The following is a 24,966-nucleotide window of genomic DNA, read 5'->3' on the forward strand; positions in this document are numbered from 1 at the left end:
TTTCTCCACGTGACGGTCAGCCGCCTGGGTTGTCCTTGCGGTCTGTGTTCTGTGACGTACAATTGCGCTCCACTCCTACAGGGCACTGTTGACGGACCCCATTCGCTGATGCGAGTTCTCCAGTTCTATCGTACCTATCTCCCGGACACCCATGGCGGCGTAGAAGAGGCCATTCACCAGATCTGCCTGGCCACCGGTGAGCTGGGGGTGGAGCATCGAATCGTGACCATGGCCCCGGTCAGGGAAGTCGAAATACTGGAGCGACCGGAAGCGACCGTCATCCGCGTGCCCATACAGGCAGAACCCGCATCCTGTTCCATGGGGCTGGAGGCCTTCAGGGTCTACCGTGAGCAGGCAGAGTGGGCGGATCTGATCCAGATTCATTATCCTTGGCCCTTCGCCGACCTTGTCCATCTGCTGTCCGGCTGCCGCAAACCAGTGGTGGTCACCTATCATTCGGATATCATCCGCCAGAGGGCGCTGGAGCGACTCTATGCCCCGTTGCGGTGGCTTTTTTTCAGGCACGTGGCGCGGTTTGTAGCGACCTCGCCGGATTACGCCGGCAGCAGCCGGCTGTTGCAGCGCGCTAAGCAGCCCGTCGAGGTGATCCCGCTCGGACTCTGTCCAGAAAGCTATCCACCGGCCTCTGCGGAGGCACTGGCGCAAGTCGAGAGTGACTTTGGCAGTGACTTCTTCCTGTTCATTGGCGTGCTGCGCTATTATAAAGGGTTGCGGTATCTGGTGGAGGCTGCGGCAGAAACAGGGCTCCCCGTGGTGATCGCAGGGCGCGGGCCCGAGGAAAAGCGGCTCCGGGAGCAGGCAGATGCCCTTGGTGCTGACAACCTGATGTTCGCGGGTTTTGTCAGTGACGAAGTCAAACAGGGGCTTATGGCGAAAGCGCGGGCCATCGTCTTCCCTTCCTGTGAACGCTCAGAGGCTTTTGGGGTTACGCTTCTGGAAGGGCAGCTTCACAGCCTGCCGCTGATCACCTGTGACATCGGCACGGGCACAAGCTATGTTAACCGCCATGGTGAAACCGGCTTGGTGGTCCCGCCCTGTGATCCCCACGCGCTGGCCCAGGCCATGCGCAACCTTGAACAGGCCCCGGAGCAGGCCCGCGACATGGGCAAGGCCGGGCGTGAGCGCCTGGACAACGTATTTGCCGGCAGTCAGGTGGGTGCGCACTATCTGGCACTCTACCAACAGCTGCTTGGCTCAGAACCCGTACAAAACCCGACAAATAACAGGTAACCGTCTCCATGCAGGACGCATCCATTCTCCCCGTTCTCCTGGCCGGTGGCACCGGCTCACGGCTCTGGCCGCTCTCACGAAGCCTCATGCCGAAGCAGTTCATCCGGTTAACCGGTGATCAGACCATGCTGCAACAGACCCTGCAGCGTGCTGCCGGGGTTAACGCACAGGCCCCCGTCGTGGTCTGCAACGAAGAGCACCGGTTCATCGTGGCCGAACAGGCCCGCCAGGCAGACATGGCGCTCGACCGGATCATGCTTGAGCCCTTTGGGCGTAATACCGCCCCTGCGGTGGCGATGGTCGCCATGCAGCAGCGCGCGCGTAACGCGGACCCGCTGCTGCTTGTGCTTCCTTCCGACCACCTGATCGATGACGATGAGCGCTTTACCACGCTTATTCAACAGGGCGCTGAGGCTGCGGCGGACGGTCAACTGGTTACCTTCGGGGTGGTGCCTACCGGCCCGGAGACCGGCTTTGGTTACATCGAGGCCGGCGCTCCGTTGAGTGAGGGCAGCAATGCGCTTGCCGTGAGCCGTTTCGTGGAGAAGCCGGATCAGGCAACCGCTGAGCAGTTCCTGGCCGCAGGCAATTTCTACTGGAACAGTGGCATGTTCATGTTCCGCGCCTCCGCGTACCTGGAAGAGCTGCGCAACAACCGGCCGGACATCTATGAAGCCTGCGAGCGGACAGTAGCGGCCATGCCACAGGACCCGGAGTTCGATCGGGTTCCGGCGGAAGTCTTCGAGGCATGCCCGGACGAATCCATCGACTATGCGGTCATGGAGCATACCCAAAAGGCCGCTGTTGTGCCCTTCGATGCCAGCTGGAGCGATCTTGGCTCCTGGTCCGCACTCTGGGAAGCGGAGCCCAGGGATGAGGACGACAATGTCTGCATTGGTGATGTGGTAACCCACGGAACGCGTAACTCCTACGTGCGTGGCGAGAGCCGGCTGGTCGCCGCCGTTGGGATGGAGAATGCCGTGATCGTGGAGACGGCGGATGCCGTGCTGGTAGCAAACCGGGATCGGGTTCAGGATGTCAAGAAAGTGGTGGAAGCCATCAAGAATGGCGACCGGACCGAGCATCACGCCCATGCCCGGGTCTTCCGCCCCTGGGGTGATTACCAGTCCATTGACGGTGGGCACCGGTTCCAGGTTAAGCGCATCACGGTCAAACCCGGCGAGAAGCTCTCCCTGCAGATGCATTATCACCGTGCCGAGCACTGGGTGGTGGTCAAAGGGACTGCCATTGTCGAGTGCAACGGCGAGGAGAAGCTTCTGACGGAAAACCAGTCCACCTACATCCCCATTGGCGCCACTCACCGGCTCAGCAACCCAGGCCAGGTTCCGCTGGAGCTGGTGGAAGTGCAGTCCGGCGCCTACGTGGGCGAGGATGACATTGTACGATTTGAGGATACCTATGGGCGCTCTTAAGGCACTCTGGGCCTATCGGGGCTTCATCCTCGGCAGTGTGAAGCGCGAGTTCCAGTCCCGGTATCTCAACTCCCTGCTCGGGGCTATCTGGACGGTGATCCAGCCCCTGTCGATGATCGTGGTCTACACGGTCATATTTTCGCAGATCCTGCAGGCCAAGCTTCCGGGGGTAGAGCACAGCTTCGGTTACAGCATCTATCTGTGCTCGGGTATAATCACATGGGGTCTCTTTCTAGATATCATTAACCGTGGGCAAAATATCTTCCTGGCGCATGGGGATTTGCTGAAAAAACTTAGTTTTCCGCGCCTTTGCCTTCCGGCAACCGTTGGGCTGACTGCTCTTTTGGACTTCGCCATCATCTTCGCCCTTTTTACGGCTTTTCTGGTTGTCACCGGCACCTTCCCGGGACTCGTGTACTTTGCAGTTATTCCTGTTCTGATCGTACAGCTTGTTTTTTCGATGGGGCTGGGCATCACGCTCGGCGTGCTGAATGTGTTTTTCCGGGATGTAGGCCAGGCGATGGGCGTTATCCTGCAGTTCTGGTTCTGGCTCACGCCAATCGTCTACCCCGCTAATATTGTGCCTGAGTCTGCGCGAGAGCTCTTGGCGTACAACCCTATGGTCGGCCTTATGGGAGCCTACCAGACCATTTTTGCGAGGGCAGAACTACCAGACTGGCATGCATTGATCCCGGTTATTCTGCTTGGCGTGTTCTTCTGTGTGGCGGGTATGCGCCTGTTCCGTAAACACTCCGGTGAAATTGTGGATGAGCTCTGATGGGTCAGATCACAGTACAGGGCTTGGGCAAAGCCTATAAAAAGTATCCTAACGAATGGGCCCGTTTGGCAGAGTGGGTGCTTCCGGGTCACAGGCAGAGGCATAAGCTCATCTGGGTGTTGCAGAACATCAGCTTCACCGTCAGCCCCGGTGAGGCTGTGGGCATCGCCGGTATGAACGGCGCGGGTAAGAGTACGCTGCTCAAGCTGATCACCGGCACTGCCATGCCCACAACGGGTTCGGTGGAAATGACGGGCCGGGTTGCAGCCCTGCTTGAACTCGGCATGGGGTTTGATGACGACTTTACCGGACGACAGAACGCCTACATGTCCGCACAGCTTCTGGGCCATTCGGTTGAGGAAATCGAGCAAATGATGCCGGAAATCGAAGCCTTTGCCGAGATAGGTGATTATATGGACCGGCCTGTCCGGATGTATTCCAGCGGCATGCAGATGCGTTTAGCTTTCAGTGTCGCCACGGCAAGGAGGCCGGATATACTCATTGTAGACGAAGCACTCTCCGTGGGAGATGCCTACTTTCAGCACAAAAGTTTTGATCGTATACGGGATTACACTGAACAGGGAACTACACTGTTGCTTGTGTCCCATGACAAGGCAGCTATCCAGTCGATCTGTGATCGGGCAGTACTCTTGAGTGAAGGTAAACTCGCCATGGAGGGAGAGCCAGAATCAGTTATGGATTTCTACAATGCGCTTTTGGCTGAAAGGGAAAACTACAAGGTTGAACAGACCGTACAGGAAGATGGTAAAACACAGACCATTTCGGGGACTGGCGATGTCACGCTGCTTTCCGCTGAACTCTTGGATAGCGATGAGCAAGCGATTGAAGTTGGTTCCGTAGGTCAATCTGTATCCCTGCGGATACGCGCAAGGTGCGTCTATAGTATTGAAAACTTGGTCGTTGGGTACCTGATTAAGGATCGCTTAGGTCAGCCAGTTTTCGGTACTAATACCTTCCATCATAAGTCAGTTTTGAACCATCTCGATAAAGGGCAAGATATAACCATAGACTTTGCTTTCGGGCTATGTATTGGGGAGGGGAGTTATTCCGTGACTATCGCTTTTCATGCAGGCGATACTCACGTAGCGAAAAGTTATGAGTGGCGAGATCGTGTTCTTGTTTTCTCTGTCATCAATACCTCGAAAGAACCGTTCGTCGGTGTTGCTTGGCTCCCTCCGAAGGTCAGGTGGCTTCCATGACAGATGACTTCTATCGAGCATTTGAGGAAAAGTATCGTGGTTCAAGGGAAGATATTCAGGAAAAACTGAGTGCCTACCAACCTTTTCTCCTTCCTTTTTTGAAAATTTGGGAATGCCCATCGGCTGTAGATTTTGGATGCGGCAGGGGCGAGTGGCTTGAATATCTCTCCAATCTTGGCTTTTCCGCCAGTGGAGTCGATCTTGATGAGGGGATGCTTGCAGCTTGCCAAGAATTACAGCTGCGAGCTGAGAAAGGGGATATGATCGAGTACATTAGAGGTCTGCCGGATGAATCAGAAGTGGTTCTTTCCGCGTTTCATGTAGTCGAACATATTTCTTTCGATGATTTGCGTAGCTTTATCGATGAGGCAATACGGGTTTTAAAGCCTGGAGGTGTTCTGATCATGGAAACACCTAATCCTGAAAATATTAAGGTCGCTACCTACAGCTTTCACTTTGATCCAACCCATAATAAACCAATCCCTCCAGAGCTTCTATCGTTTGTCGCCGAATACTATGGTTTTCATAGCACTAAAACGCTTAGGCTTCATGAGCCGAAAGACCTATCGATGGGAGATGATGTCAGTGTTCAGCAGTGGCTGGAAGGAGTTAGTCCAGACTATGCAATAGTCGCTCAGAAAGGCGGCGAGTCATCGGTTCTGGAGCACTTCAGGGCAGCTTTTGGCCACGAGTATGGGGTTAGTCTGAACGATCTTACCAGTCGATTGGATAATAGACTCAACGCACTGGAAGACCGAACGGACAAAAATATAGATATCTCTTACAGAGCAGAAGAACGGGCGAGAAATGCTGAACGCAAAGTTAATGACGCCGAAAAAAGAGCAGCAGAGGCCGAGGAAAGGGTGGATGCTGAACAGCGTAAGATGGAAGCGTTGAAAAACAGTACCTCTTGGAGAATTACTGCACCACTAAGGTTTCTAAGTGAGTCGAGAGGTCAGTTGAGATCTTTAAAAGAAAGTGAGAAGCCAGCACTGATTCTTCGGCATGCACTTCTTTACGTGAACCGTCGACCTCGATTGAAAAGGATTATTGAGAAAATCCTGACTTTGTCGCCGCGCTTGCGTACACGGTTAATCAGAATTGCCGCTGCGCATAGGGGATCGCCTGTTGCATCTGAGGATATTCCTCCTGAACTGGCGCACCTCAATCCGCAGGCTAGGCAAATATACCAAGATCTGAAAGCCTATTCTGTGGAGAAAGATAAGGAGCGAGAATAAGTAATGCGCATTGTCATCGATATGCAGGGCGCGCAGACGGAAGTTCAGTCAAACGGAGCTGGCCATCAGGCAATGGCATTTGCCCAAGCGGTGGTGCGCAATCGGGGGAAGAATGATGTCATCCTTGCGCTAAATGGGCTTCTATCTCACACAATTGAACCCATAAGGGCGGCTTTCGATGACGTGCTTCCACAGGAGAAAATCCGAATCTGGTATGGGCCGCTGGAGCCTCTAAGCGGTGAGGGGAGGGAGAGTGACGTTCGGCGGAACGTTGCTGAACTCGTGCGCGAGGCATTTTTGGCAAGCTTGGATCCGGATTTAGTTCATATCAGTAGTTTCTCCCTTATTGAAGAGGGTAACGCTGTTGCGAGCATCGGTCGGTTCGATACAACGACTCCGGTCAGTGTAATGTTGTCTCGGACCGATTTCTTTGCAGCTTCAGATAAATCTGAAAACTCACGTTTAAATTATGATCGGTTTGCCCCTGACAAACTACAGCAGCTGAAGGGGTGTGCTATATGTACGACCCTCTCAGAGGCAGGCGGTGAGTCGTCACTTTCTGAGGCTCTATTGGAGGACCCGCATGTCAGGATACTTGAGCTTTCTACTAATACGAACCAGGCCGCAGAGTTAGATACACAGCCTCAGAAATTGGGAAGCAATTATTGGGAGCGCATAAGTCACGCCTTTAGGTCTGCCGTTGAACAGGCGCTAGCGGCATGGGAGTCGTTAGTTCAAGGAAATGTAGTGAGCAAGATGCGGGAATCGGACGCTAAACCCCGTATGGCTTATGTGTCACCGCTCCCACCTGAAGGGACGGGCATTGCGGATTACAGCGCGGAATTACTGCCTGCGTTAGCAGAGCATTACGATATTACGGCGATAACAGCTGAAGAAAATCTTGATACCTCACGAGTCGATGGACAGCGTGTGAGCGTTAGGGGGGTAGCCTGGTTTCGGCGTCATGCTTCAGAAATGGATAGAGTAATTTACCATCTAGGTAATTCCGTTTTTCACAGCCATATGTTCTCCTTAATAAGAGAGATACCAGGAACGGTCATTCTACATGACTTCTATCTGGGTGATTTGATGTATTGGCTCGAAGAAAAAGGTGGATTCGAGAGGGTATGGAGCCGAGCACTTTATCAGGATCATGGTTACAAAGCTTTTAGGGCAGGAAGCTACGATGTTCATGCAGGCGTTAAAGATTACCCTGTTAACTTTGAGTTTCTAAAAAAGGCAGTTGGTATTATTTCTCACTCCGAGTATTCAAAGGAGCTTGCAGGCAAATGGTATCAAGAATCGGTGACGGAGAATTGGAGCGTAATACCACATCTACGGTCAGCAATTCCAAAAATTGAAAACGGTAAGCGGGATGCAAAGACTAAGCTGGGATTTTCAGAGCAAGATTTGGTTGTCTGCTGTTTTGGAGTTATTGGCCCCACAAAGTGTAATAAAGCTGTTGTCGAGAGTTGGCTAAATGCAAATTTGGCGAACGATCCCAAAAAATATCTAATTTTTGTAGGTCAAGATAATGATGATAGATATTCTAGAGAGTTAAAACAGATTATTAAGAAAAATGGATTGAAAGACAAGGTACGAATTACAGGGTTTGCATCCCATAATCTTTTTCATCAATATCTTGACGCAGCAGATTTGGCCGTTCAGCTCCGTACGCTTTCCCGTGGAGAAACCTCTGGTACAGTACTTGACTGTATGAATCATGGAGTGCCCGTCGTCGTTAACGCTAATGGGTCTATGAGTGAACTTGATCAAGATAGTGTTTGGATGCTACCCGACGACTTCGGCCAGGGTCAGCTACAAGATGCATTGATGGTGCTAATAGATGACGAGCAGCGGCGGGAAGCAATGGTTGAGCGCGCTCGAGAAGTATTAGTAGAACAACATGACCCAAAGAAGTGTGCAGGCCTTTACCATCAAGCTATCGAGCAATTTTATGGAAAAAAATGGGATGTACTAGAATCTTTAATTAGACGGGTAAGTGAGGCGAAAGATTCTGACGAGGTTGGTGGAGTTGAATTAACCGAAATAGCAGAGTCGATTGCATGGAGTCTTCCCGAGAAAAAGCCTTGTTCGACATTATATGTAGATATAAGTGCCACCTGTCGCAATGATCTTGGGACTGGAATAGAAAGAGTAGCGCGGGCACTCGTTTTGGCAATGTTCGAAATTAGTGAAAATGATGTCAGGGTTGAGCCAGTATATTTGGACTTCGTTAATGGGCAATGGCGGCATCGTTTGGCCAGTCGGTACACTTTAAATCTTATCGAATGCCCATGGAAAGCTGGCAACGACGAAATCATTTCACCTCAATCAGGAGACGTTCTGGTTGGTTTGGATCTTTGCGGAATTGAGTTGGTTCAAGCACAGAAACAAGGCCTGTTCGACAACTATCGTGACTTAGGTATTCCTGTGTATTTTATGGTTCACGACTTATTACCCGTTAGAATGCCTGAGGTTTTCCCGAAAGGGGCAGGTGAGGTGCATGAAGAATGGCTTTACTCTTTATCAACTTTTGATGGAATCATTGGTGTTACAGAAACTGTGGCGGAAGACTATTCGCAATGGTTGCAGGAGCATGGAATCGAATATTCAGGCAGGCGGCCATTTTTAATATTCTCATCACATCACGGCGCAGACGTCGGTAGTTCTGCGCCCAGCCGTGGTCTAGCAAGGGATGCGGGAGAAAAGCTTGCCAAGATCACTGCAAGGCCGAGTTTTCTTATGGTAGGGACAATTGAGCCACGAAAGGGGTGTTTGGAGGTTATTAACGCGTTTTCCTCTTTGTGGGAGCAAGGAGTAGAAGCCAACTTGGTCATTGTTGGCAATGAAGGCTGGAAAGAATTACCGGAAGAAGAGCGGAGGGATATCCCGGAAACCATACGATGCTTGAGAAATCACCCGGAGACTGACCGACACTTGTTCTGGCTTGAAGGGATTAGTGATGAGTATTTGGAAGAGGTGTATGCTGCCAGTAGCTGCCTTATCGCGGCGTCTTATGGGGAAGGGTTTGGGCTTCCGCTGATTGAAGCGGCGCAACACGGAATGCCTATAATAGCGCGTAATATTCGAGTTTTCAGGGAGGTTGCCGGGAATCACGCTTTTTATTTCAATAATAATGGTTCTGAAGAGCTCGCCGATGCGATCAAGGAATGGCTAGAACTTTATCAAGAAGGTGGCCATCCGCGCTCGGATGAGATGCCGTGGCGAACTTGGAAAAAGAGCGCACAAAATCTTATGGAAATTGCTTTGCATAAAAAGAAGAATAGTAGTGGTTTAAAAAAGGTAAGAAATAAAGAGGTGCAATGAGCAATATGTATTGGCTAGCCAGGAGCCTCGGATATAAAACCTTCTTGAGTATATGCCGATGGGGGATGCGTGAACGTCATACTCTCGGTTGAACCCGTTCGGTTCCCCCTGACCGGCATTGGCCGTTATACCTATGAGCTGGCGAAAGGGTTGCAGGAAAGTGAGGACCTTGAGTCCCTGAAGCTGTTCTCCGGCACACGGTTCATGGATCACCTCCCGGTACCCTCCCACGAGTCCACCAGCTCCCATGGACTAAAGCGCCTGATCCAGAGAAGTGGAACGGCGATGGAACTGTATCGCCGCCTTATGCCGCTGATTCGGGCTTACTCACTGCGTGGACATGAGGATTTCATCTACCACGGCCCCAACTTTTCGCTGCCGCCGTTTCCAGGCCGGAAGGTTGCGACGATCCACGATCTATCAGCGTTCAAGTGGCCGGAAACACAGGATCCGATCAAAGTAAGATATCTCCAGAAGGAGCTGGGAAAAACACTGGATTCGGCGGATGCATTGATTACGCCTTCAGAGTTCATCCGCCGGGAACTCGCTGAGTTTGCCGCGTGGCCGCTGGAGAAGATTCATGCCGTGCCGCTGGCTGCGGGCCCTGAGTTCCGGCCTCGAGGAGAGGAAGAACTGCAGCCCTTCCTTAAACGCCACGGCTTGAGCTATCAGGGTTACACGCTTTTTGTGGGAACCATTGAGCCCCGTAAGAACCTGGAAAGTCTTCTGGACGCGTATCGGCAGCTACCAAAAGCAGTGCGCCAACGCTGGCCACTGGTACTGAGCGGTTACTGGGGGTGGCAGAGCGATGACATACACGCACGCATCAAGGATGCGGAACGGGAAGGGTGGGCCAAGTACCTGGGCTTTCTGCCTGCTCAGGATCTACCCCTTCTGTATTCTGGAGCACGGCTGTTCGCATTTCCGTCTCTCTATGAGGGTTTTGGGCTGCCTATTCTGGAAGCGATGCAGTCCGGGGTGCCAGTGGTCTGTTCAGATGCGGCGTCGTTGCCAGAGGTCGCGGGGGACGCTGCGTTATGCCAGAAAGTGGAGGATGTCCCTGGGCTGGCTGATGGGGTTCGTTCCGTTCTCGAAGAGCAAGTCCTGCGCAACCGGCTCATCAGTGATGGCAGCGCACGAAGCGAATGTTTTAGTTGGGCTGAGTGTATTGCTGGAACCCGGATGGCGTACCATGCCACACAGCCTTGACTGCAATGCTGTATAAGAACAATCCGTTTAACAGGAGTGAAGTTGTGAAGCTGATAATCCAGATCCCTTGCTATAACGAGGCGGGGACTCTAGCTGTTGCGCTTTCTGCTCTCCCAAGGGAAGTCGAAGGCTTTGATGAAGTCGAGTGGCTGATAATTGACGATGGCAGTACCGATGAAACTGCGAGCATTGCTCGCGAAAATGGTGTCGATCATATTGTGCGGCATACTAGAAACCAAGGGTTGGCTAAAGGCTTCATGAGCGGGATGGACGCCTGCTTGCATCTGGGTGCGGATGTGATCGTTAACACCGATGCCGATAATCAGTATAACGCCGATGATATTCCTGCGCTCACTGCCCCTGTTCTAGAGGGAAGCTCCGACATTGTTGTGGGGGCTCGTCCTATAGAAGATATCGAACACTTTTCTCCGATAAAGAAGCTTCTTCAGAAGATTGGGAGTGGAGTTGTTCGAATGGCCAGCAACACTGATATTCCGGATGCGCCCAGCGGTTTCCGGGCTATGAGTCGTCGTGCAGCCCAACAATTGATGGTTTTCAACGATTACACTTATACTCTTGAAACCATAATCCAAGCTGGGCAGAAAAACATGGCGATCTCCTCGGTTCCGGTTCGAGTGAATGAAGACCTGCGCCCTTCAAGGCTTTTCAAAAGCATTCCTTCTTATATTAAACGAAGTATTTTTACTATCATCCGTATCTTTGTAATTTACCGTCCATTTCGGTTTTTTGGAACTATTGGCGGTATTCTTTTTGGCTTGGGCTTCCTCATAGGGCTGCGGTTTATGGGGTATTACATGATAGGCGACGGAGAGGGGCATGTGCAGTCTCTGATCCTAGCAGCGGCACTGCTTATCATGGGGTTTCAAACGATACTAGTAGCTTTTTTGGCCGATTTATTGGCTGCAAACAGAAAGCTGTCAGAAGAGATTCGCTACCGACTGAATAGCGATAACAAAAGAACGAAATCATAAATGTGCGGGGTTTAGGCTAAGATGAAAGTTTCTGGCGGTCTCACTGAAGACGGTGTTGTTATTGGAAATACGTTCGATAAATATGGAACAAAAAATCCAATAGCACGGAAATTGATGCGCGGGTTTGATCAGACCTTATCGGAGCTTGTTGATAAGTCCAGGCCTGAGTCAATACACGAGGTTGGCTGTGGCGAAGGGTTTTGGGTTCTGCGTTGGCATGAGCAAGGAATGCAAGTCCGTGGAACCGATTTTTCGTCGAAAATTATTGATATGGCAATTCAAAATGCTAACAAAAAGGGGATCTCGGATACCCTTTTTGAACAGCTTAGCGTTTACGACCTGAAAGCCGATCGGGATCAAGCAGATTTGGTTGTTTGCTGTGAAGTCATGGAGCACCTTGATAACCCTGAAGCGGCGTTAGAAGCGCTTCAGGGTATCGTGAAAGGGCACCTTATTGTCAGTGTACCGCGAGAACCTATTTGGAGAGTCCTTAATTTAGCCCGAGGGAAGTATATAACAGAGCTAGGGAATACGCCGGGGCATCTTCAACATTGGTCGACGAAGAAGTTTGTCGGACTGGTTTCGAGGTTTTTTCAAGTAGAAGAAATTCGGACCCCCTTGCCCTGGACTATGTTGCTCTGTAGGGCGAAGATCTGAATTGCTTCAATCAATCGGTAAGAACCAATTAAAGAAGTTTCTGCGATGGGCAGGAACATTAATCGCCGTTGGGGCGATTATATTTGTTGGTTCACGGTTGTGGGAGTTTGGAGGCAAAGTAGACTTCGAGAGGTTCGAAAGCTCTGATTGGTTAGTCATTGCTTTGTCTTCAGTGATTTATGGAGCCGCCAACCTTCTCCTTGGCTATGGTTGGGGCTGCATTCTTTTGAGGTTTGATAAAAGTGTTTCTTTTCATTGGGCCCAAAGAGTATACGGCATTTCTCAACTTGCTAAGTATATGCCCGGCAACATCTTCCAGTTCGCCGGGCGCCAGGCAATGGCCATGGCCGGGGGGGTCGACGGGTTTCTTCTTGCAAAATCCGTTGGTTGGGAACTGAGTCTGCTATCCCTATCTGGCGCTCTTTTTGGTATTGTTGTTGTCTCTATTTTTTTTCCGGCTATCCCTTATTGGCTTCTCTTATTTTTTCTGGGGTTGGCTATACTTCTAGTAAGTATATTCCTGAATCATCTCTTTGATCGCCATATTTCTAACGCATTTCGAGCTTATTCCGCCTTTTTGGCGGTCTCCGGTTCGTTATTTGTGGTTGTCTTGGAGTTGGTCTCTGATGGCTACCCCACTCAAAGTGAAATACCTTGGATTCCCGTATGCGGAGCTTACATATTAGCTTGGTTGGCCGGGTTAGTAACACCAGGATCTCCGGCCGGTTTAGGGGTACGGGAGGTCGTATTACTTTATCTTGTCGGTGGGATTGTAAATGAGCCTGCGCTCATACTCGCGGTATTAATCGGGCGCATGGTGACGATTTTGGGAGATATTTTATATTTTCTGTCGAGTTACTTTATCGGGGGTAAGGAATGAGTAGTTCTGTTAAGTTGCCAGTTCTAGTGGTGGCAGTATCGTTCATTCTCCTCGTTTACGGTGCGATTCCATTTTTAGGAGTTCCTGCCTTAGGGATCCCTGTCTGGAGTATGGGATTTGCCATGTCCTTCGTAAATGACTCCTTATTTTCGATCTATGCAACTAATTTTGGAATGCCTGAGCCAGCTCCTATGGCATTCGGTCTCGCTGGAGCTTTGCCGACGTCTTGGTTTATCCGGATGGGGCTTAGTCCTGGAGATGCGTATTCAGCCATGGCCGCTGTTTGGCTTTTATTATCTTTTTATGCGGCAATGAAGATCAGTTATTTATTTGGGAGTGGGTTTTATCGAGCAATTTTAGCGGGGGTCGTTTGGTTAACCATGCCTGTCGTTTGGGCCCACGCCGGCTATGCGATGTTGTCTCTCGGTTTTGCTCTGCTTCCATTATACTTCTGGGCAGCGATCAAATTGTTTTTGCAGCATCAACAAAACAATTCATCGTTTTTTGTTAGGTCCTTGTTTTATTGTTTGGTTTGCATTCTGGCTGTATTTATGGATGGATACAGTTTCATGATGTTTGCTTGTGGATCTAGCTTTCTGGTTATTTCACGGTTTATTCTGAACCCAGAAGACCGGGCTTATCTGTTAAAGCGTGCTGTCTGGATACATGTTGCGGGCTTTGGAATCGCCTATCTTCTATATGCTTTGTATATTGGAAAAACCCAATTCCAGGCTTACCCAATGGACTTTTTCCGAGGGTGGGGCGCGGACCTGATCTTCTTTGCTTTGCCTACCCAAGGAATTCACTGGATTCCAGATCTTTTAGGTCTGAGCGTTACTCGGTCAGGAAATGAGTATTTCGGCGATTCAAGTGTTTGGAAAACGACCTTTTCCTTGCCGATTTTTTTAGCCGCATTTTGGATTTGGGTTAAAATAAAGAAAAGTCAGCGGATTGTGACTGGGTTTTTGGTGATTGCCCTATTTGGGTTCTACATGTCTTTGGGGCCTTCACTTAAAGTAGCTTCAGTTAAACAATCTGAAGACTTAGGGCGTTCGATGCCAAGTGAAGAAGCAGTGGTGCCAACAGGGTCTTCTCTTCTCTCTGGGTATTTGCCCGGCTTTCAAAACATGAGGGCGAGCTATCGTTGGATAGCTCTAGGAGTTTTGGGAGCTTGGCTACTTTTAGTTTGCGGGATTTCCAGCAATAGAAAAGATGTATCCACTATTTCAATGGCTCTGGCTTTTGGTGTCGTGGTATTAAATATTCCAGATGTTCAAAGCCGCTATCAATCAAGTGTTTCCAATAGGGAAGCGCTGATTTCTGCGCATAATGATTTGGTTGGCTCTCTTGATAACACCTTGAGAGAAAATGAGAGAGTTGTTTTTCTTCCATATCGTAATGATTTTATGGTTAATTATCTAGCCGGAGCGTTGGACATTTACACCTATAACATTGGTGGGGATAAGAATTTGTCCCAAGCTTCCAAGCATTGGCCGGAAACAATGAAGGGCTTTGTGATGGGAGCCTACGACGAGCGGTTTGATGGTCGTATGTTGCTATTGCTTAGCCAAGGGTTAGTAGATGCTGTTGTGCTGCCTTATTTTGACTTGTTGGATGCGGCGCATCGTTGGCCGATCAAGCTCGACAATAAATCAAAGGTACAAGAAATCTTGGCGGATATTGGAGATCGCGAATTTCTATCTATTGAGGAAGGCCCGTTTTATTCAGTCGTTAGACTTTCTAAAAAAGGCGCTAAATTAGCTGAAAAAAATGTACTGGAAGATCGGATTTTAAAGGACTTTTATTACCCTGCTCCTGTTGAATTAAACCAAAAGTTAAGGTTTAACGAAAGCGGTGATGGAAAAGGTTATTTATGGGAAGGGTGGTCGTACCCTGAGAGTTGGGGAACATGGTCGAACGCTGGGCAAGCGACTTTGATTTTACCCTTGGGCAGTGGAAGGGCCAGCTCGGTAAAATTTGATGCTATTCCTTTTGTTGGTAAACATCTAAAAAAGCAAAATATACATATTAGTGTTAACGATGTTTTTGTTGAGAGTATTACCCTAGACCATGAGGATCATGGTTTTGAGCTGGAGATTTCCGATAAAATGAAAGATAATTCAACTATAGAAAATATGTTGAAGATAAGGTTCGAATTTCCTGATGCGGAGGCGCCAGCAAAATTGGGAATTAACAGTGATTCGCGAAAACTCGCGCTTGGCCTGAAAAGTCTTGTGGTTCAATGACTTTTCAGGCTTCTGCCTTGAGTATTAATTGTTTAGAGGGGGTGTTTGAAGTTTGAGTACTGCATGGAAAAGGCTTAATGCATTTCGAATGTGGGTCAATTGGTCCCTTAATTTTAGAAAGAGCCTTTAATGCTCAGTACGAGTAACTCGTTGGGTAAAAGGAAGCAATAAGGAAGGCCCAACACCCGTCAAGAATGGGTTTGCTTTGGCGACGATATCGTTACTCGGTGCGTTCACTATCAATTTTTGAGGTGTATGCTCTGGCATGTATTGTGGATATAAAGATGTAGTCCCGCTTCGGTGGTGATATAGGACCAACTGGAGTTAAACCACTCAAGATAAATTGGAGGCATCCCCGAAATGCCTTTTTTTACCAAAGCGACGCATGCCTCTCTTTCTTCGGCGAAATGGTCAAGATCTGAGGTGGAGGTATTTTCGTTAAGAATCTTGGTGTTATGAAGTGGGTGGATGTTTATAAATTGATCTTTAAGAAAAATGTTATCGCCATCATTTATAATTACCGGCCCGTTTTGAGCAAGATCTAAAGCTCTTTTGTATGCTGATATCCCTCCTCTTTTAGACAAAACTTCCCTTAAGGAACAAGTTGGGCCGCATTTTTGGCTAAATATTGACCCGTAAAAGCCGCTCCCGATTTCGCTATAGGCCCTCGACAACTGCGGGTATCCAACATTATAGAACGAGAATGCAAATAAAGTTGTGGCGAGTACGATTAAAGTCGTTTTAGACGCTCTAGGCTTTGCTCTTTCTACAAGTCCAAATGCATAAACTAAGCAAATTATTACCGATAACAATATATACCGTGTAAGAAATCGCCCTTCAAAGCGGTCAATGCTGAATATTATGAGGAATGCTACGGCGGCGATGCAAAGGGTGTCCTTGAACGTTATTTTTAGTAAGCAAGCTTTAATTGCTACTATAAATACGCATATAAAAATGCCTGCTAACGCAAGCGCACCTATACTGTCGTTGCCAGAGACGGGATAGGTGTCCAATAATAAACGCCAAACATTGGATATATAAGATAGAAAATCCAGTTCCAAACCGTTGGAGTTTCTCTCATCCCACAGAGATTGAGTAAAGTCGCTGAAACTCGTTCCAATGGGATAAATCGGGTTTCCTCGCGACCAGAATGAGTAACCGAGCCACGGAGTCAACGGAAGCATGAAAGCTAGTGCTGAGCGGGCTAGTTCACGAATATTGTTTAGGGCGCGAGTCCGGTAGTATAAAGCCGTAGCTCCGATAAAAAACAGGAGCACCGGAAAAGCAACCGTGAGTTTTGCAGCAGAAGCATACCCTGCAAGTACGAAGCTAATATAGATAGAATGCCTTGATTCTCGTTTATAAGCTTGGAGCAGAGACGTACATGCCAAAAGCGCTATAACGGCACTTGGGATATCGTTTTTCCCTAATCCGATCCTATAAGTGGAGCCTATTGTAAATAATGAAAGACATACAAGTAATGAAAAAGATCGGTTGAGGCCCATTGAGCGGGCTAAGAAATAGGTGACTGGGAACAGGAGAAGGGAAAAGCTTGCGTTATATGACTTTATTGCGAGGAGAGCCATGTCCGGGTAGTCGTCAAATAACAACACCTGTGGGATAAGTGCATGAGAAATATCGAACGCCAAGTATACGCCCCAGTTGAGTATCTCGGGGAAACGCAGAATTCGTCCGGCTTCGAGAAAATGTAAAGGGAGGGCGATATGGTAGCGTTCCGCATCCCCATGCAATATTGGTGATGCTGTTTTGGAAATGAAAATAATGGCAGCGCTTATTGATATCGCTGCTATCATCAGAATGCGAAGTAGTTTGAATCTTTCAGGATCCAGATAGTGAAGTTGATGTCTGAAAGGTTGAAAAGGATTTTTTGAATATAGGTAGGCGCTATAGCCTAAACCGGTCAGGAACGATGCTATAACAAAATAATTAGATAAAGCTCCGACAACTAGGAAAAAGAATAATAGGAGCGTTGATACGATCGCGCCGATTACGATGGCAATTAAATTCTTTAATGGTGTATCAAAATCACATGGAATGAATCTTAATGTGAGGTGGCCGTTGCCGAACAAGGCGAGCAGCATTAAAGGGCCTGTCAGGGTGGCACTCAAAACTAACAAAAAATCATGGAATTGGTTCATGCGGTTTTGAAGCTTATTGAAAGTTTAAGGACAGCCGGGTAACTGAATTTGAAATTAGAGGTTTTCTTGGTTAAGAATTCTGGACATGAAGCAACTTTCTTAAAAGAGTTTGAGTCGCTTCGATGGTCTCGGCTTCGCAATAACAGCGCAATTCGGGAGCATTGCCTGAGGGACGGAAATGAATGATCCATCCGTTGCTGAGAGTTGCACGCAGGCCGTCGGTTGTGTCTATAAGTTTTATTGGTGAGCCTAATTCCAGTTTTTCGCTTAAGGAACCTGGATCGTTCTCCCACTGATGGATTAGAGCCCGGCTTTCTTGGGGTGGAAAATTCTGAATCCGGTCGCTCGCCGTGTAACGGTTTGGTAGATCTTCGAGTAACTGGGAGAGGGGGTTGTTCTGGCTGGTGCCTTCGGCCAGAACCGTCAGCGCGGGAAGGACGGCATCCCGGGTTGGAAGTCCTCGCAGGGTTCTGGATCCGATTTGTAGGGTGGTTTCAAGCAGAAAACCGCCATTGGCCTCAAAGCCCGCGACCGTTTTGTATTCCTGGGCGAGGTGGCCCATTGCCTCGATAACATGAGGCGAGCCGATGCGGGTCCTGCTGACTTTCCTGAAAGCCCCGCTGAGCTCGATGGCCGTGTTGCAGCTCACCGGGGTCGCAATGGCCTCGATACCCAGACTGCGTGCGCACAGAAGGCCCAGAATGTCGCCATTCAACCATTCGCCGTTTTCGTCAGCCACCAGGGGGCGGTCCCCATCGCCATCCGTGGAGATTATGGCGTCCAGGTGATGGGTTTTGGCCCATTCCCGTGCCTGGGCGCGGTCGGTCTCTGAGACCGCTTCGGTGTCAATGGGGACGAACTCATCCGTGCGGCCCAGGGAAACCACCTCTGCCCCTAGGGCTTCCAGAATCTCCCGGTTGATGTCGCGCCCGGCAGCGGAATGCTCATAGAGGCCGATACGCTGCCCTTTCAGGGCGTCCGGTTCATGGAGGCTGGTGTAGCGTTGGATGTAGTGGGTTCTGGCCTGAGGGGAGGCTTCCGGCAAGGCCGGCTGGTAGTGCGGGAGGGGTTGATCGGCATCGAGGATACCGGCTTCATCCGCTTTGCTGATCTCGCCGTCCGGCCGATAGAACTTGATGCCGTTTCGGTCAAAGGGGATGTGGCTGCCGGTGATCATGATCGCCGGAATGCCGTCGCTCATGGCCTGGAGAGCCAGGGTCGGGGTCGGGAGGATGCCGTAATAGTCCACCTCAAGCCCGAGGGCCTGGGCAGCGCCGGCGCAGGCCGCGGCCATCTGAGGGCTGCTCGGGCGGCGGTCGATGGCGATGGCGACGCGCTGGAACTGGAAACGCGACTGCATCTGGCCCAGAAACGCGACGGTGAAAGCGGCGCAGGCGTCATCCGTGAACTGTTCTACCAGGCCTCTGGCACCGCTGGTACCGAAGTTGATCTGGCTGTTGGTGATGATCCGGTCGGTAGTCTGGGGTGCAGCCATGGGTTTAGGGCGTTCCTTTTCGAGTTGTCATCAGGGTGAGGATGATAGACATTGAGTGCACTTTTGCAATGGCGCCAGGCTATTCACTGGCGCCGGCCCGGAACCACAGAGCGATGATCACCAGCGGGGCGAATGCGGCTGTGAGGATGAGTGCGGGCGGTACGGTTGTTTTAAGCAGCAGGAGGGCCATGGGGGTGAGCCAGAGGAGGTTGATGAGGCCGAAGGCCAGCGAGACCGGTGCGTGGCTGCCGTAGTGGCGCGAGGCAACCTGATAGGCATGGCTGCGGTGCGCTTCGTAGAAAGGCTCGCCGCGAAGGATTCGACGCAGCAGGGTGAGCGTGGCGTCCACCAGGAACGTGCCCAGGAGGATGACCCAGGCGATGAACAGCTCGGCCTGAAGCAGCCCCTGCCAGACGGCGATCAAACCCAGAACCAGCCCCAGAAAGCCGCTGCAGGCATCGCCCATGAAGATGCGGGCCTGCGGGAAGTTCCACGCCAGAAACCCGAGCCCGCTGGCGATCAGTACCGCCAGCAAGAGGTCGGCTTGCTGAACGCCGGCAACTGCGCCTACGATCATGCCTCCGAGGGCGACGGTGATCAGCTCAATGCCGGCAATGCCGTTGATGCCGTCCATGAAGTTGTAGAGGTTCAGCAGCCACACCAGGAATACGGCTGCAAGCAGGTGGCCGGCCAGCCCCAGATCCACGGGCGCCTGCCACAGCACGATGGCCGGCAGCCCGCCCAGCCAGTAAAGACCCCATCCGGCGGCCAGGAAGTGCCCCAGAAGCCGCCAGCGCGCTGCCACGTGGGCGTGGTCATCCAGGAAGCCTACAGAGGCGACAATCAGCCCTGCCCCGCCGAGCGCGATGCCTACTCTGGGTTCAAGGCTCGCACTCCAGGGCATCAGGGCCAGAGCCGCAAGAACCACGATCACCACCGCCAGGCCGCCGCCCCTGGGTGTGGGCACCTGGTGTGAGCTCCGTGCGTTGGGCACATCAATCAGGCTCCGTGAGAGTGCGTAACGGCGGAAAGCACCTGTGAGCACGGTGGTGACAATGAACGCGCCCATAATCAGAAGAGGTTGGGTGGACATGTCAGTGCTTCCTCAGGGCATTGGCGGTCTGTCGCAGGCCTTCATCCATTGTCAGGGGCGGTGCCCAGCCAAGCGTCTCGCGGGTATGGCGTATATCCAGCTGCAGCGACCCAAACAGGCGCTGGTAGACTGGTTCCCTGCCGATCATTCTGGCACCGAATTTCATCAGCGGTGGTGGTACAGGCAGAAGACGAGCCGGCTTGCCCAGTGCTGCCGCCATGCGGCGCAGCAGCTGTGTGGTCGAGACATCCTCGCCGTCACTGGCGAGAAAGGTCTGGTTGGCGGCATCCGGGTGGTTAAGGCAGGTTGTGATGAGATCCACCAGGTTGTCCACGGCCAGGAGGGAGCGGGCATTATCCGTTCGGCCCAGGGGCAGGGGGATACCCCGCCTGAGCCAGTTCAGCATAACCGCAAAATTGCCTTTTACGCCTGGTCCATGGATCAGGGGCGGGCGGATAATCACCACTTCCATGCCGGTGCTGGCAGCAACTGCGCGCAATGCCTGTTCGGCTTCAGCCTTGGATTGCCCGTAGGGATCCTGGGGGGCCGGGATGTCGTGAGCGGTGAAAGGCCTGCCGGGGGCGGTGGATTCGCCATTGACCTTGATCGAGCTGATGAAGATGAAACGCCTGACGCCGGCGCTGGCAGCCTGTTCCGCGAGGTGGCGTGTGCCCTCTGTATTGGTCCGCCGGAATTCGCTCAGGGGGTCCTGTGCCTCATCTTTCATGACGTGGGCACGGGCGGCCAGGTGCACAACAGCCTCAACGCCCGCGAGTGCCGGCTGCCAGTCAGTCTTGCCATCGACAGGTCCGACAGCCACGGTCTGAGCGCCCTTTATCCGGGGCCCAGGGGAGCGCACCGCTGCGGTAACGGATGCCACACGACTGAGAGCGGGGGTTACCTGCCGCCCCACGAACCCTGTGGCACCAGTAACCAGAATCTGCTGTTGTTGGGGGGCCGCAGTCATGATCGGAAACGTTGATCCCTGTATGCCATCTGGGTTCCGAGCGTGCTGTTGTCTGGGGTATATCCTAGAGCCTCGATGTCCTGTTGGTACAGTTCCGACACAATGTTCAGGCTCTCCGGTGAGTAGTACTCAAGGTAGTGATCTGTGCCTGTGGTGGATGCGTTCCTGCGCTGTAGTGTGAGCGCATTGAGCCTGGGGTGAGGGGCGCTGGCAAGATCCTGGTCGAGTGTTTCGAAGAAGCAGAGGTCGTCCAGCGGGGTCTGCCAGTGCCGGTTCAGTGAGAGGTAATGGGTCTGCGGTTGAAAGTGCGGGGTGCGATGCATGGTTGCCGGAGTCAGCCAGGAGCGCACGAAGTCATCGAAGGAACGGTAACCGCTGAGGTGGTTATCGAAAAATGCTCGGTCTTTTTCGTTGAAGCCGCCGTTACTGAGAAAGTTGTATGCTGAAACCAACCTGTCCCAGGGGTTGCGGACAACGGTGAACTTGTAGGTGTTCAGGAATACGTTTGGGCTGGAGGCGTGCAGATAGCGCATCACCGGCTCGTGGCCCGGGCCCAGTGAGTGGTACAGCGCGTGGTTGAGGGCAATACCGGCGCATTTGGGGATATGCACGAATAGCAGCCCGGTCTCGATGGGGCCCTGATAGTTGTATTGTTTGTTCTTCCGGGTTTTATTGCGCAGTGCTCTTACGCTGCCAGGTCGTGTCGCCAAGTGCCAGAGAGTGGTTGCATAAAGCGAAGCGACGCCTGGCGTGTAGGGTGTAAGTTGCATGGCTGCGCTCAGCGTCCGATCAGGAACATGAGATTGGCCCAGACGCGCTGGCAGTTCTGCACCAGGGCATAGCGTTCCCGGCGGAACCGGGTTTTGAGGTTGCGTCTGGTCCTGGCTCTTCCCTGGCTGATCATTGAGTCGAATTGTGGATCATTGGTCAGGCAGGGGGGAACAAGCCCATAGCACTCGACCCCGTTTCGCCAGAACTGGTCCATGTAAAGGTCCACGGGGAGAATCCACTCAGAGGCGCCGCGAAGGAATTTCCGGGCGCCGGATGGTGTCAGGTAGTAGCCCGTGGTGCTCATGTGGCCTTTCAGGAACTTCTTCACGTACAGCTCCCCGGCGAGGTGGCGGGGATGGATGCCTTTCCGGACCTTTGATTTATTCTCGAACAGGCGAAGGCACTCAACATCCCCGGGGAGTTCGGGGATCGCGTTGACGAAAGCCTGGAACCGCTCGGGGTCAATCAGGGCATCGTCCTCAATCACCAGGATGGGTTCCTGTGACTCCACACACTCCTGCCAGATGCGGTAGTGACTGGCGAAGCAGCCCAACTGGCCGGGGCTCATGGGCTCGCCTCTCAGCTTCAGGCGTTTGGGTTCATTGTAGTGATCAAAAAGCGGGTGGTGCCCCTGGCCGCCGTCAACCCCATGGAAGTACTCGAAGGGGTGGCCGATGGCCTCAAGCTGGCCGGCAATGTTGCGCTGCCGGTCTTTGGCACGCTCCAGGGTGACAATCAGGGTTCTCATGCGGTCTGGCTCCCCGGCTCCTTTTCGGTGACATTGCCCAGCAGGGTCATGGTGAGGAAGAACAGGAAGATCGTCTCCGGGTGATGAAACGGGACGCTGCTCATGGAGGTGCCCCCGTAGAGGGCCACCAGCGCCAGGCCGGCCATTAGCGCAGCCGGGAACGCCCGGTTCAGCCAGGTGCTGCGCAGGGCTGCGAGGATGAGCGCTATGAAGAGGGTGACCCCGATCAGGCCTTTCTTGACCGTGTAGTCGAGGAGCTGGTTATGGAAGTGATCGAGCTGGAAGCGGTGGAGGCGTTCGGAGATCAAACCCTGTTCGTACAGGTTATCTACAATGGCGTAATGGCCCTCGCCAACGCCAACAATGGGTGACTCGGAGATCACCCTGAATCCCGCCTCCCACATTTCCAGGCGCAGCCCTATGGAAGTGGAGTGTTCAAGATTCTCTACTTCGTGGAAGGTGCGCTCGACCCTGTCTTCCATCAGCATCCATCCGGTTGGGATCAGGACGATGGAGAGAGCCGCGACGCCCACCAGTGCCGGCAGCTTCTGGCGTGAGCGAATGACCAGGATAACGGACGCTGCAACCACGATGATGCAAAAGGTTGCGGAAACGCCGCGGGTGCCGGTCATGAAAAGGGCTGATGCCAGAAGCAGGGCAAGCACCGCGAGGCCGCTCTGGACCCACCGATTACGAGCGCCTGTTGCAATACAGGCAATGACCACAGAGAGGCCACCCAGGGCCGCTGCGTAGGTGTTGGCATTGATGAACCCGTGAATGCGAGGGACACCCTGCGTGAATTGCCATAGCGAGAGTGTGATCAGCCCTGTGGCGGATACGGCCAGAAGGATAAAGAGGTGTCTTGCGGATAGGCGAAAACCAGCAATCACGGAGATATAAATGGCGGCTGCCAGATACCCCCTCACTTCGGTCCAGCTGTCTTCCATCCAGAAGAAGATCACGAGCGAATAGGCCATCCAGAGCCAGAATGCCCAGAGAAAGGCCTTATGGCGTTGGAGAATCGTGGTGTCCCTGAACCGCCATCCCCGGTTGGCCACAAAAGCCAGCAGCGCAAGGACGACAAGCCCCGGCACGTATTTCACGCCCTCGGGCAGCCACCACATGAGCGTGAAGCAGTACCAGAGCGGGAGCAGTGTCAGGCCATGGAGAATGGCGGAAAACCAGGTGAAAGGGGGACGTTCGCCCGAAATTGACGACATGAGGCTGCAGGAGACGTGATTAGTGGGTGTGGCGCGAGTCTACGGGGCCTTGGTGGGCCTCGCAAGCGTGAGAGACGAGGCTTTGGCCCTGTAGGAGCGAGCCTGCTCGCGATTCTTTTGGGTATCGCTTGCGAGGCAAGCTCCTACGGAACCGTGGATCCTGCATCCCCTGTAGGAGCGAGCCTGCTCGCGATTCTTTGGGGTATCGCTTGCGGGGCAAGCTCCTACGGAACCGTGGATCCTGCATCCCCTGTAGGAGCGAGCCTGCTCGCGATTCTTTAGGCTATCGCTTGCGAGGCAAGCTCCTACAGGGGTGGGGGAGGGCTGCTTCAGGTGTCATCCAGGAGCTGGCGGTAGCGGCTGAGCACCGCTTCGTCCTCTGCCGGGTATTCCGGTGCCAGGTTTTCCAGTGTGTCGGCCAGGAGGCTGGCGACAATGGCGCGGGCTTCCGGTTTGTTGTCGGCGGGGATGATGTGCCAGGGGGCTTCGGGGATGTGGGTGGCGGCGATGGCGTCTTCCGCGTAGCCTTGCAGTTCGGCCCGGCGCTGCCAGCCCTCGATATCCGAAGGGTCGAATTTCCAGCGTTTGTGGGGCTTCTCGAGGCGTTTGCGCAGCCGTTCCCGCTGTTCCTCCTCGGAAAGCTGGAGCCAGCACTTGAGGATGCAGGTGCCTTCCCGCGCCAGGTGCTGCTCGAACTGGCGCAGTGAGGTGTAGCGCCCCTCCGTATCCCCGGGGCTGGCGTGCCACACCGGCCAGGCCCGCTCGGCGATGACTGCCTCATGGTGGCTGCGGTTGAAGGCCGCCACTTCACCGAACCCCGGCAGCAGGGGGGTGACCCGCCACAGAAAGTCGTGCCGCGCCTCGCTGCCCGTGGGCCGTGCGAAGGACCAGGCGTGGAAACCGGCCGGGTCCATGTAGGTGGCCAACGTGCGGATCAGGCTGTCCTTGCCGCTGGCGTCTGTGCCGTGTACCACCAGCAGCAGTGCCTTCTCCCGGTTGGCCCAGAGACGGCGCTGGTATTCGCCGATGGTCTTCAGGCTGGTGTCCAGATCCGGCAGGGCCTCGGGCTGCTCCGCGCGGCTCGGGTAGTGGCTCAGTTGGGGGTGGTTGGGGTTGAACTGCCAGTCCATGGGGCCTCGATCGGGTAGAGGAGTTCGTCCCTTCAGCGTAGCCTATTTCCCGGGCACAACTGTAGGAGCGAGCCTTGCTCGCGATTTTTTGGTATCGCTTGCGAGGCAAGCTCCTACAGGGGGTGGAATACGTTTTGATTTGAACGGAA

General features: G+C 52.7%; 19 protein-coding genes. 11 read left to right on the plus strand and 8 right to left on the minus strand.

All coding sequences use genetic code 11. The annotated features are described in order from the left end of the window. Window positions 1-108: 108 nt before the first annotated feature. The 11 genes from GLW01_RS00490 to GLW01_RS00540 all read left to right on the plus strand — a co-directional run bounded on the left by GLW01_RS00490 (window position 109) and on the right by GLW01_RS00540 (window position 15,234). A complete protein-coding gene (locus GLW01_RS00490; RefSeq protein WP_160897736.1) occupies window positions 109-1,251 on the plus strand; it encodes a glycosyltransferase in 1,143 nt (380 codons plus the stop codon). Between the two features lie 8 nt (window positions 1,252-1,259). After that, window positions 1,260-2,684: a mannose-1-phosphate guanylyltransferase/mannose-6-phosphate isomerase gene (locus GLW01_RS00495; protein ID WP_160897737.1), complete on the plus strand. Its 1,425-nt coding sequence runs from the start codon at window positions 1,260-1,262 to the stop codon at window positions 2,682-2,684. Further along, window positions 2,671-3,462 carry an ABC transporter permease gene (locus GLW01_RS00500; protein ID WP_160897738.1) on the plus strand — a complete coding sequence of 264 codons (792 nt, stop codon included), beginning with the start codon at window positions 2,671-2,673 and terminating at the stop codon, window positions 3,460-3,462. The genes GLW01_RS00495 and GLW01_RS00500 overlap by 14 nt, the downstream gene beginning before the upstream one ends. Continuing rightward, window positions 3,462-4,682 carry an ABC transporter ATP-binding protein gene (locus tag GLW01_RS00505; RefSeq protein ID WP_160897740.1) on the plus strand — a complete coding sequence of 407 codons (1,221 nt, stop codon included), beginning with the start codon at window positions 3,462-3,464 and terminating at the stop codon, window positions 4,680-4,682. The genes GLW01_RS00500 and GLW01_RS00505 overlap by 1 nt, the downstream gene beginning before the upstream one ends. Beyond that, entirely contained in the window at window positions 4,679-5,920 is a 1,242-nt protein-coding gene (locus GLW01_RS00510) for a class I SAM-dependent methyltransferase (protein WP_160897741.1), read from the plus strand. Before GLW01_RS00505 ends, GLW01_RS00510 begins: the two co-directional genes overlap by 4 nt. A gap of 3 nt (window positions 5,921-5,923) precedes the next feature. Further along, the gene (locus GLW01_RS00515; protein WP_160897742.1) at window positions 5,924-9,250 is read left to right on the plus strand and encodes a glycosyltransferase; all 3,327 of its coding nucleotides are present in this window, start codon (window positions 5,924-5,926) and stop codon (window positions 9,248-9,250) included. A gap of 69 nt (window positions 9,251-9,319) precedes the next feature. Beyond that, on the plus strand, window positions 9,320-10,459 hold the full coding sequence (locus GLW01_RS00520) for a glycosyltransferase family 4 protein (protein WP_160897744.1): 1,140 nt from the start codon (window positions 9,320-9,322) through the stop codon (window positions 10,457-10,459). A gap of 44 nt (window positions 10,460-10,503) precedes the next feature. Continuing rightward, entirely contained in the window at window positions 10,504-11,451 is a 948-nt protein-coding gene (locus GLW01_RS00525; protein ID WP_160897745.1) for a glycosyltransferase family 2 protein, read from the plus strand. A 21-nt stretch (window positions 11,452-11,472) separates the two neighbouring features. Next, on the plus strand, window positions 11,473-12,108 hold the full coding sequence (locus GLW01_RS00530; protein WP_160897747.1) for a class I SAM-dependent methyltransferase: 636 nt from the start codon (window positions 11,473-11,475) through the stop codon (window positions 12,106-12,108). A gap of 1 nt (window position 12,109) precedes the next feature. Next, on the plus strand, window positions 12,110-12,988 hold the full coding sequence (locus GLW01_RS00535; RefSeq protein ID WP_160897749.1) for a hypothetical protein: 879 nt from the start codon (window positions 12,110-12,112) through the stop codon (window positions 12,986-12,988). Then, window positions 12,985-15,234, plus strand: coding sequence for a hypothetical protein (locus GLW01_RS00540; protein ID WP_160897750.1), 2,250 nt, complete (start codon window positions 12,985-12,987; stop codon window positions 15,232-15,234). The genes GLW01_RS00535 and GLW01_RS00540 overlap by 4 nt, the downstream gene beginning before the upstream one ends. Before the next feature lie 239 nt (window positions 15,235-15,473). Here the strand turns inward: GLW01_RS00540 and GLW01_RS00545 are convergent, their stop codons facing one another. The 8 genes from GLW01_RS00545 to GLW01_RS00580 all read right to left on the minus strand — a co-directional run bounded on the left by GLW01_RS00545 (window position 15,474) and on the right by GLW01_RS00580 (window position 24,817). Continuing rightward, window positions 15,474-17,393 carry a hypothetical protein gene (locus tag GLW01_RS00545; protein ID WP_160897751.1) on the minus strand — a complete coding sequence of 640 codons (1,920 nt, stop codon included), beginning with the start codon at window positions 17,391-17,393 and terminating at the stop codon, window positions 15,474-15,476. 70 nt (window positions 17,394-17,463) lie between these two features. Next, a complete protein-coding gene (locus GLW01_RS00550) occupies window positions 17,464-18,888 on the minus strand; it encodes a phosphomannomutase (RefSeq protein ID WP_160897752.1) in 1,425 nt (474 codons plus the stop codon). A 79-nt stretch (window positions 18,889-18,967) separates the two neighbouring features. Then, entirely contained in the window at window positions 18,968-19,981 is a 1,014-nt protein-coding gene (locus GLW01_RS00555; RefSeq protein WP_160897753.1) for an MraY family glycosyltransferase, read from the minus strand. Window position 19,982: 1 nt separating this feature from the next. Continuing rightward, window positions 19,983-20,948 (minus strand): UDP-glucose 4-epimerase family protein, encoded by a 966-nt coding sequence (locus GLW01_RS00560; protein ID WP_160897754.1) that lies wholly within the window; start codon window positions 20,946-20,948, stop codon window positions 19,983-19,985. Then, window positions 20,945-21,718, minus strand: a complete 774-nt coding sequence (locus tag GLW01_RS00565) for a sulfotransferase family 2 domain-containing protein (protein WP_160897756.1) — start codon at window positions 21,716-21,718, stop codon at window positions 20,945-20,947. Before GLW01_RS00565 ends, GLW01_RS00560 begins: the two co-directional genes overlap by 4 nt. An 8-nt stretch (window positions 21,719-21,726) precedes the next feature. Beyond that, window positions 21,727-22,467 (minus strand): glycosyltransferase family 25 protein, encoded by a 741-nt coding sequence (locus GLW01_RS00570; RefSeq protein WP_160897757.1) that lies wholly within the window; start codon window positions 22,465-22,467, stop codon window positions 21,727-21,729. Next, the gene (locus GLW01_RS00575) at window positions 22,464-23,687 is read right to left on the minus strand and encodes an O-antigen ligase family protein (protein ID WP_160897758.1); all 1,224 of its coding nucleotides are present in this window, start codon (window positions 23,685-23,687) and stop codon (window positions 22,464-22,466) included. Before GLW01_RS00575 ends, GLW01_RS00570 begins: the two co-directional genes overlap by 4 nt. Window positions 23,688-24,016: 329 nt before the next feature. Then, entirely contained in the window at window positions 24,017-24,817 is an 801-nt protein-coding gene (locus GLW01_RS00580; RefSeq protein ID WP_160897760.1) for a polyphosphate kinase 2 family protein, read from the minus strand. Between the last annotated feature and the right edge of the window lie 149 nt (window positions 24,818-24,966).

Origin of the sequence: Vreelandella halophila, assembly GCF_009856365.1 — a bacterium.
Lineage (GTDB): Bacteria > Pseudomonadota > Gammaproteobacteria > Pseudomonadales > Oleiphilaceae > Halospina > Halospina utahensis_B.

Bases quoted from the DNA above. Each gene is read 5' to 3' on its own strand.
- GLW01_RS00490 (WP_160897736.1), top strand. From the start codon at position 109: ATGCGAGTTCTCCAGTTCTATCGTACCTATCTCCCGGACACCCATGGC.
- GLW01_RS00495 (WP_160897737.1), top strand. From the start codon at position 1,260: ATGCAGGACGCATCCATTCTCCCCGTTCTCCTGGCCGGTGGCACCGGC.
- GLW01_RS00500 (WP_160897738.1), top strand. From the start codon at position 2,671: ATGGGCGCTCTTAAGGCACTCTGGGCCTATCGGGGCTTCATCCTCGGC.
- GLW01_RS00505 (WP_160897740.1), top strand. From the start codon at position 3,462: ATGGGTCAGATCACAGTACAGGGCTTGGGCAAAGCCTATAAAAAGTAT.
- GLW01_RS00510 (WP_160897741.1), top strand. From the start codon at position 4,679: ATGACAGATGACTTCTATCGAGCATTTGAGGAAAAGTATCGTGGTTCA.
- GLW01_RS00515 (WP_160897742.1), top strand. From the start codon at position 5,924: ATGCGCATTGTCATCGATATGCAGGGCGCGCAGACGGAAGTTCAGTCA.
- GLW01_RS00530 (WP_160897747.1), top strand. From the start codon at position 11,473: ATGAAAGTTTCTGGCGGTCTCACTGAAGACGGTGTTGTTATTGGAAAT.
- GLW01_RS00540 (WP_160897750.1), top strand. From the start codon at position 12,985: ATGAGTAGTTCTGTTAAGTTGCCAGTTCTAGTGGTGGCAGTATCGTTC.
- GLW01_RS00545 (WP_160897751.1), bottom strand. From the start codon at position 17,393: ATGAACCAATTCCATGATTTTTTGTTAGTTTTGAGTGCCACCCTGACA.
- GLW01_RS00550 (WP_160897752.1), bottom strand. From the start codon at position 18,888: ATGGCTGCACCCCAGACTACCGACCGGATCATCACCAACAGCCAGATC.
- GLW01_RS00555 (WP_160897753.1), bottom strand. From the start codon at position 19,981: ATGTCCACCCAACCTCTTCTGATTATGGGCGCGTTCATTGTCACCACC.
- GLW01_RS00560 (WP_160897754.1), bottom strand. From the start codon at position 20,948: ATGACTGCGGCCCCCCAACAACAGCAGATTCTGGTTACTGGTGCCACA.
- GLW01_RS00565 (WP_160897756.1), bottom strand. From the start codon at position 21,718: ATGCAACTTACACCCTACACGCCAGGCGTCGCTTCGCTTTATGCAACC.
- GLW01_RS00570 (WP_160897757.1), bottom strand. From the start codon at position 22,467: ATGAGAACCCTGATTGTCACCCTGGAGCGTGCCAAAGACCGGCAGCGC.
- GLW01_RS00575 (WP_160897758.1), bottom strand. From the start codon at position 23,687: ATGTCGTCAATTTCGGGCGAACGTCCCCCTTTCACCTGGTTTTCCGCC.
- GLW01_RS00580 (WP_160897760.1), bottom strand. From the start codon at position 24,817: ATGGACTGGCAGTTCAACCCCAACCACCCCCAACTGAGCCACTACCCG.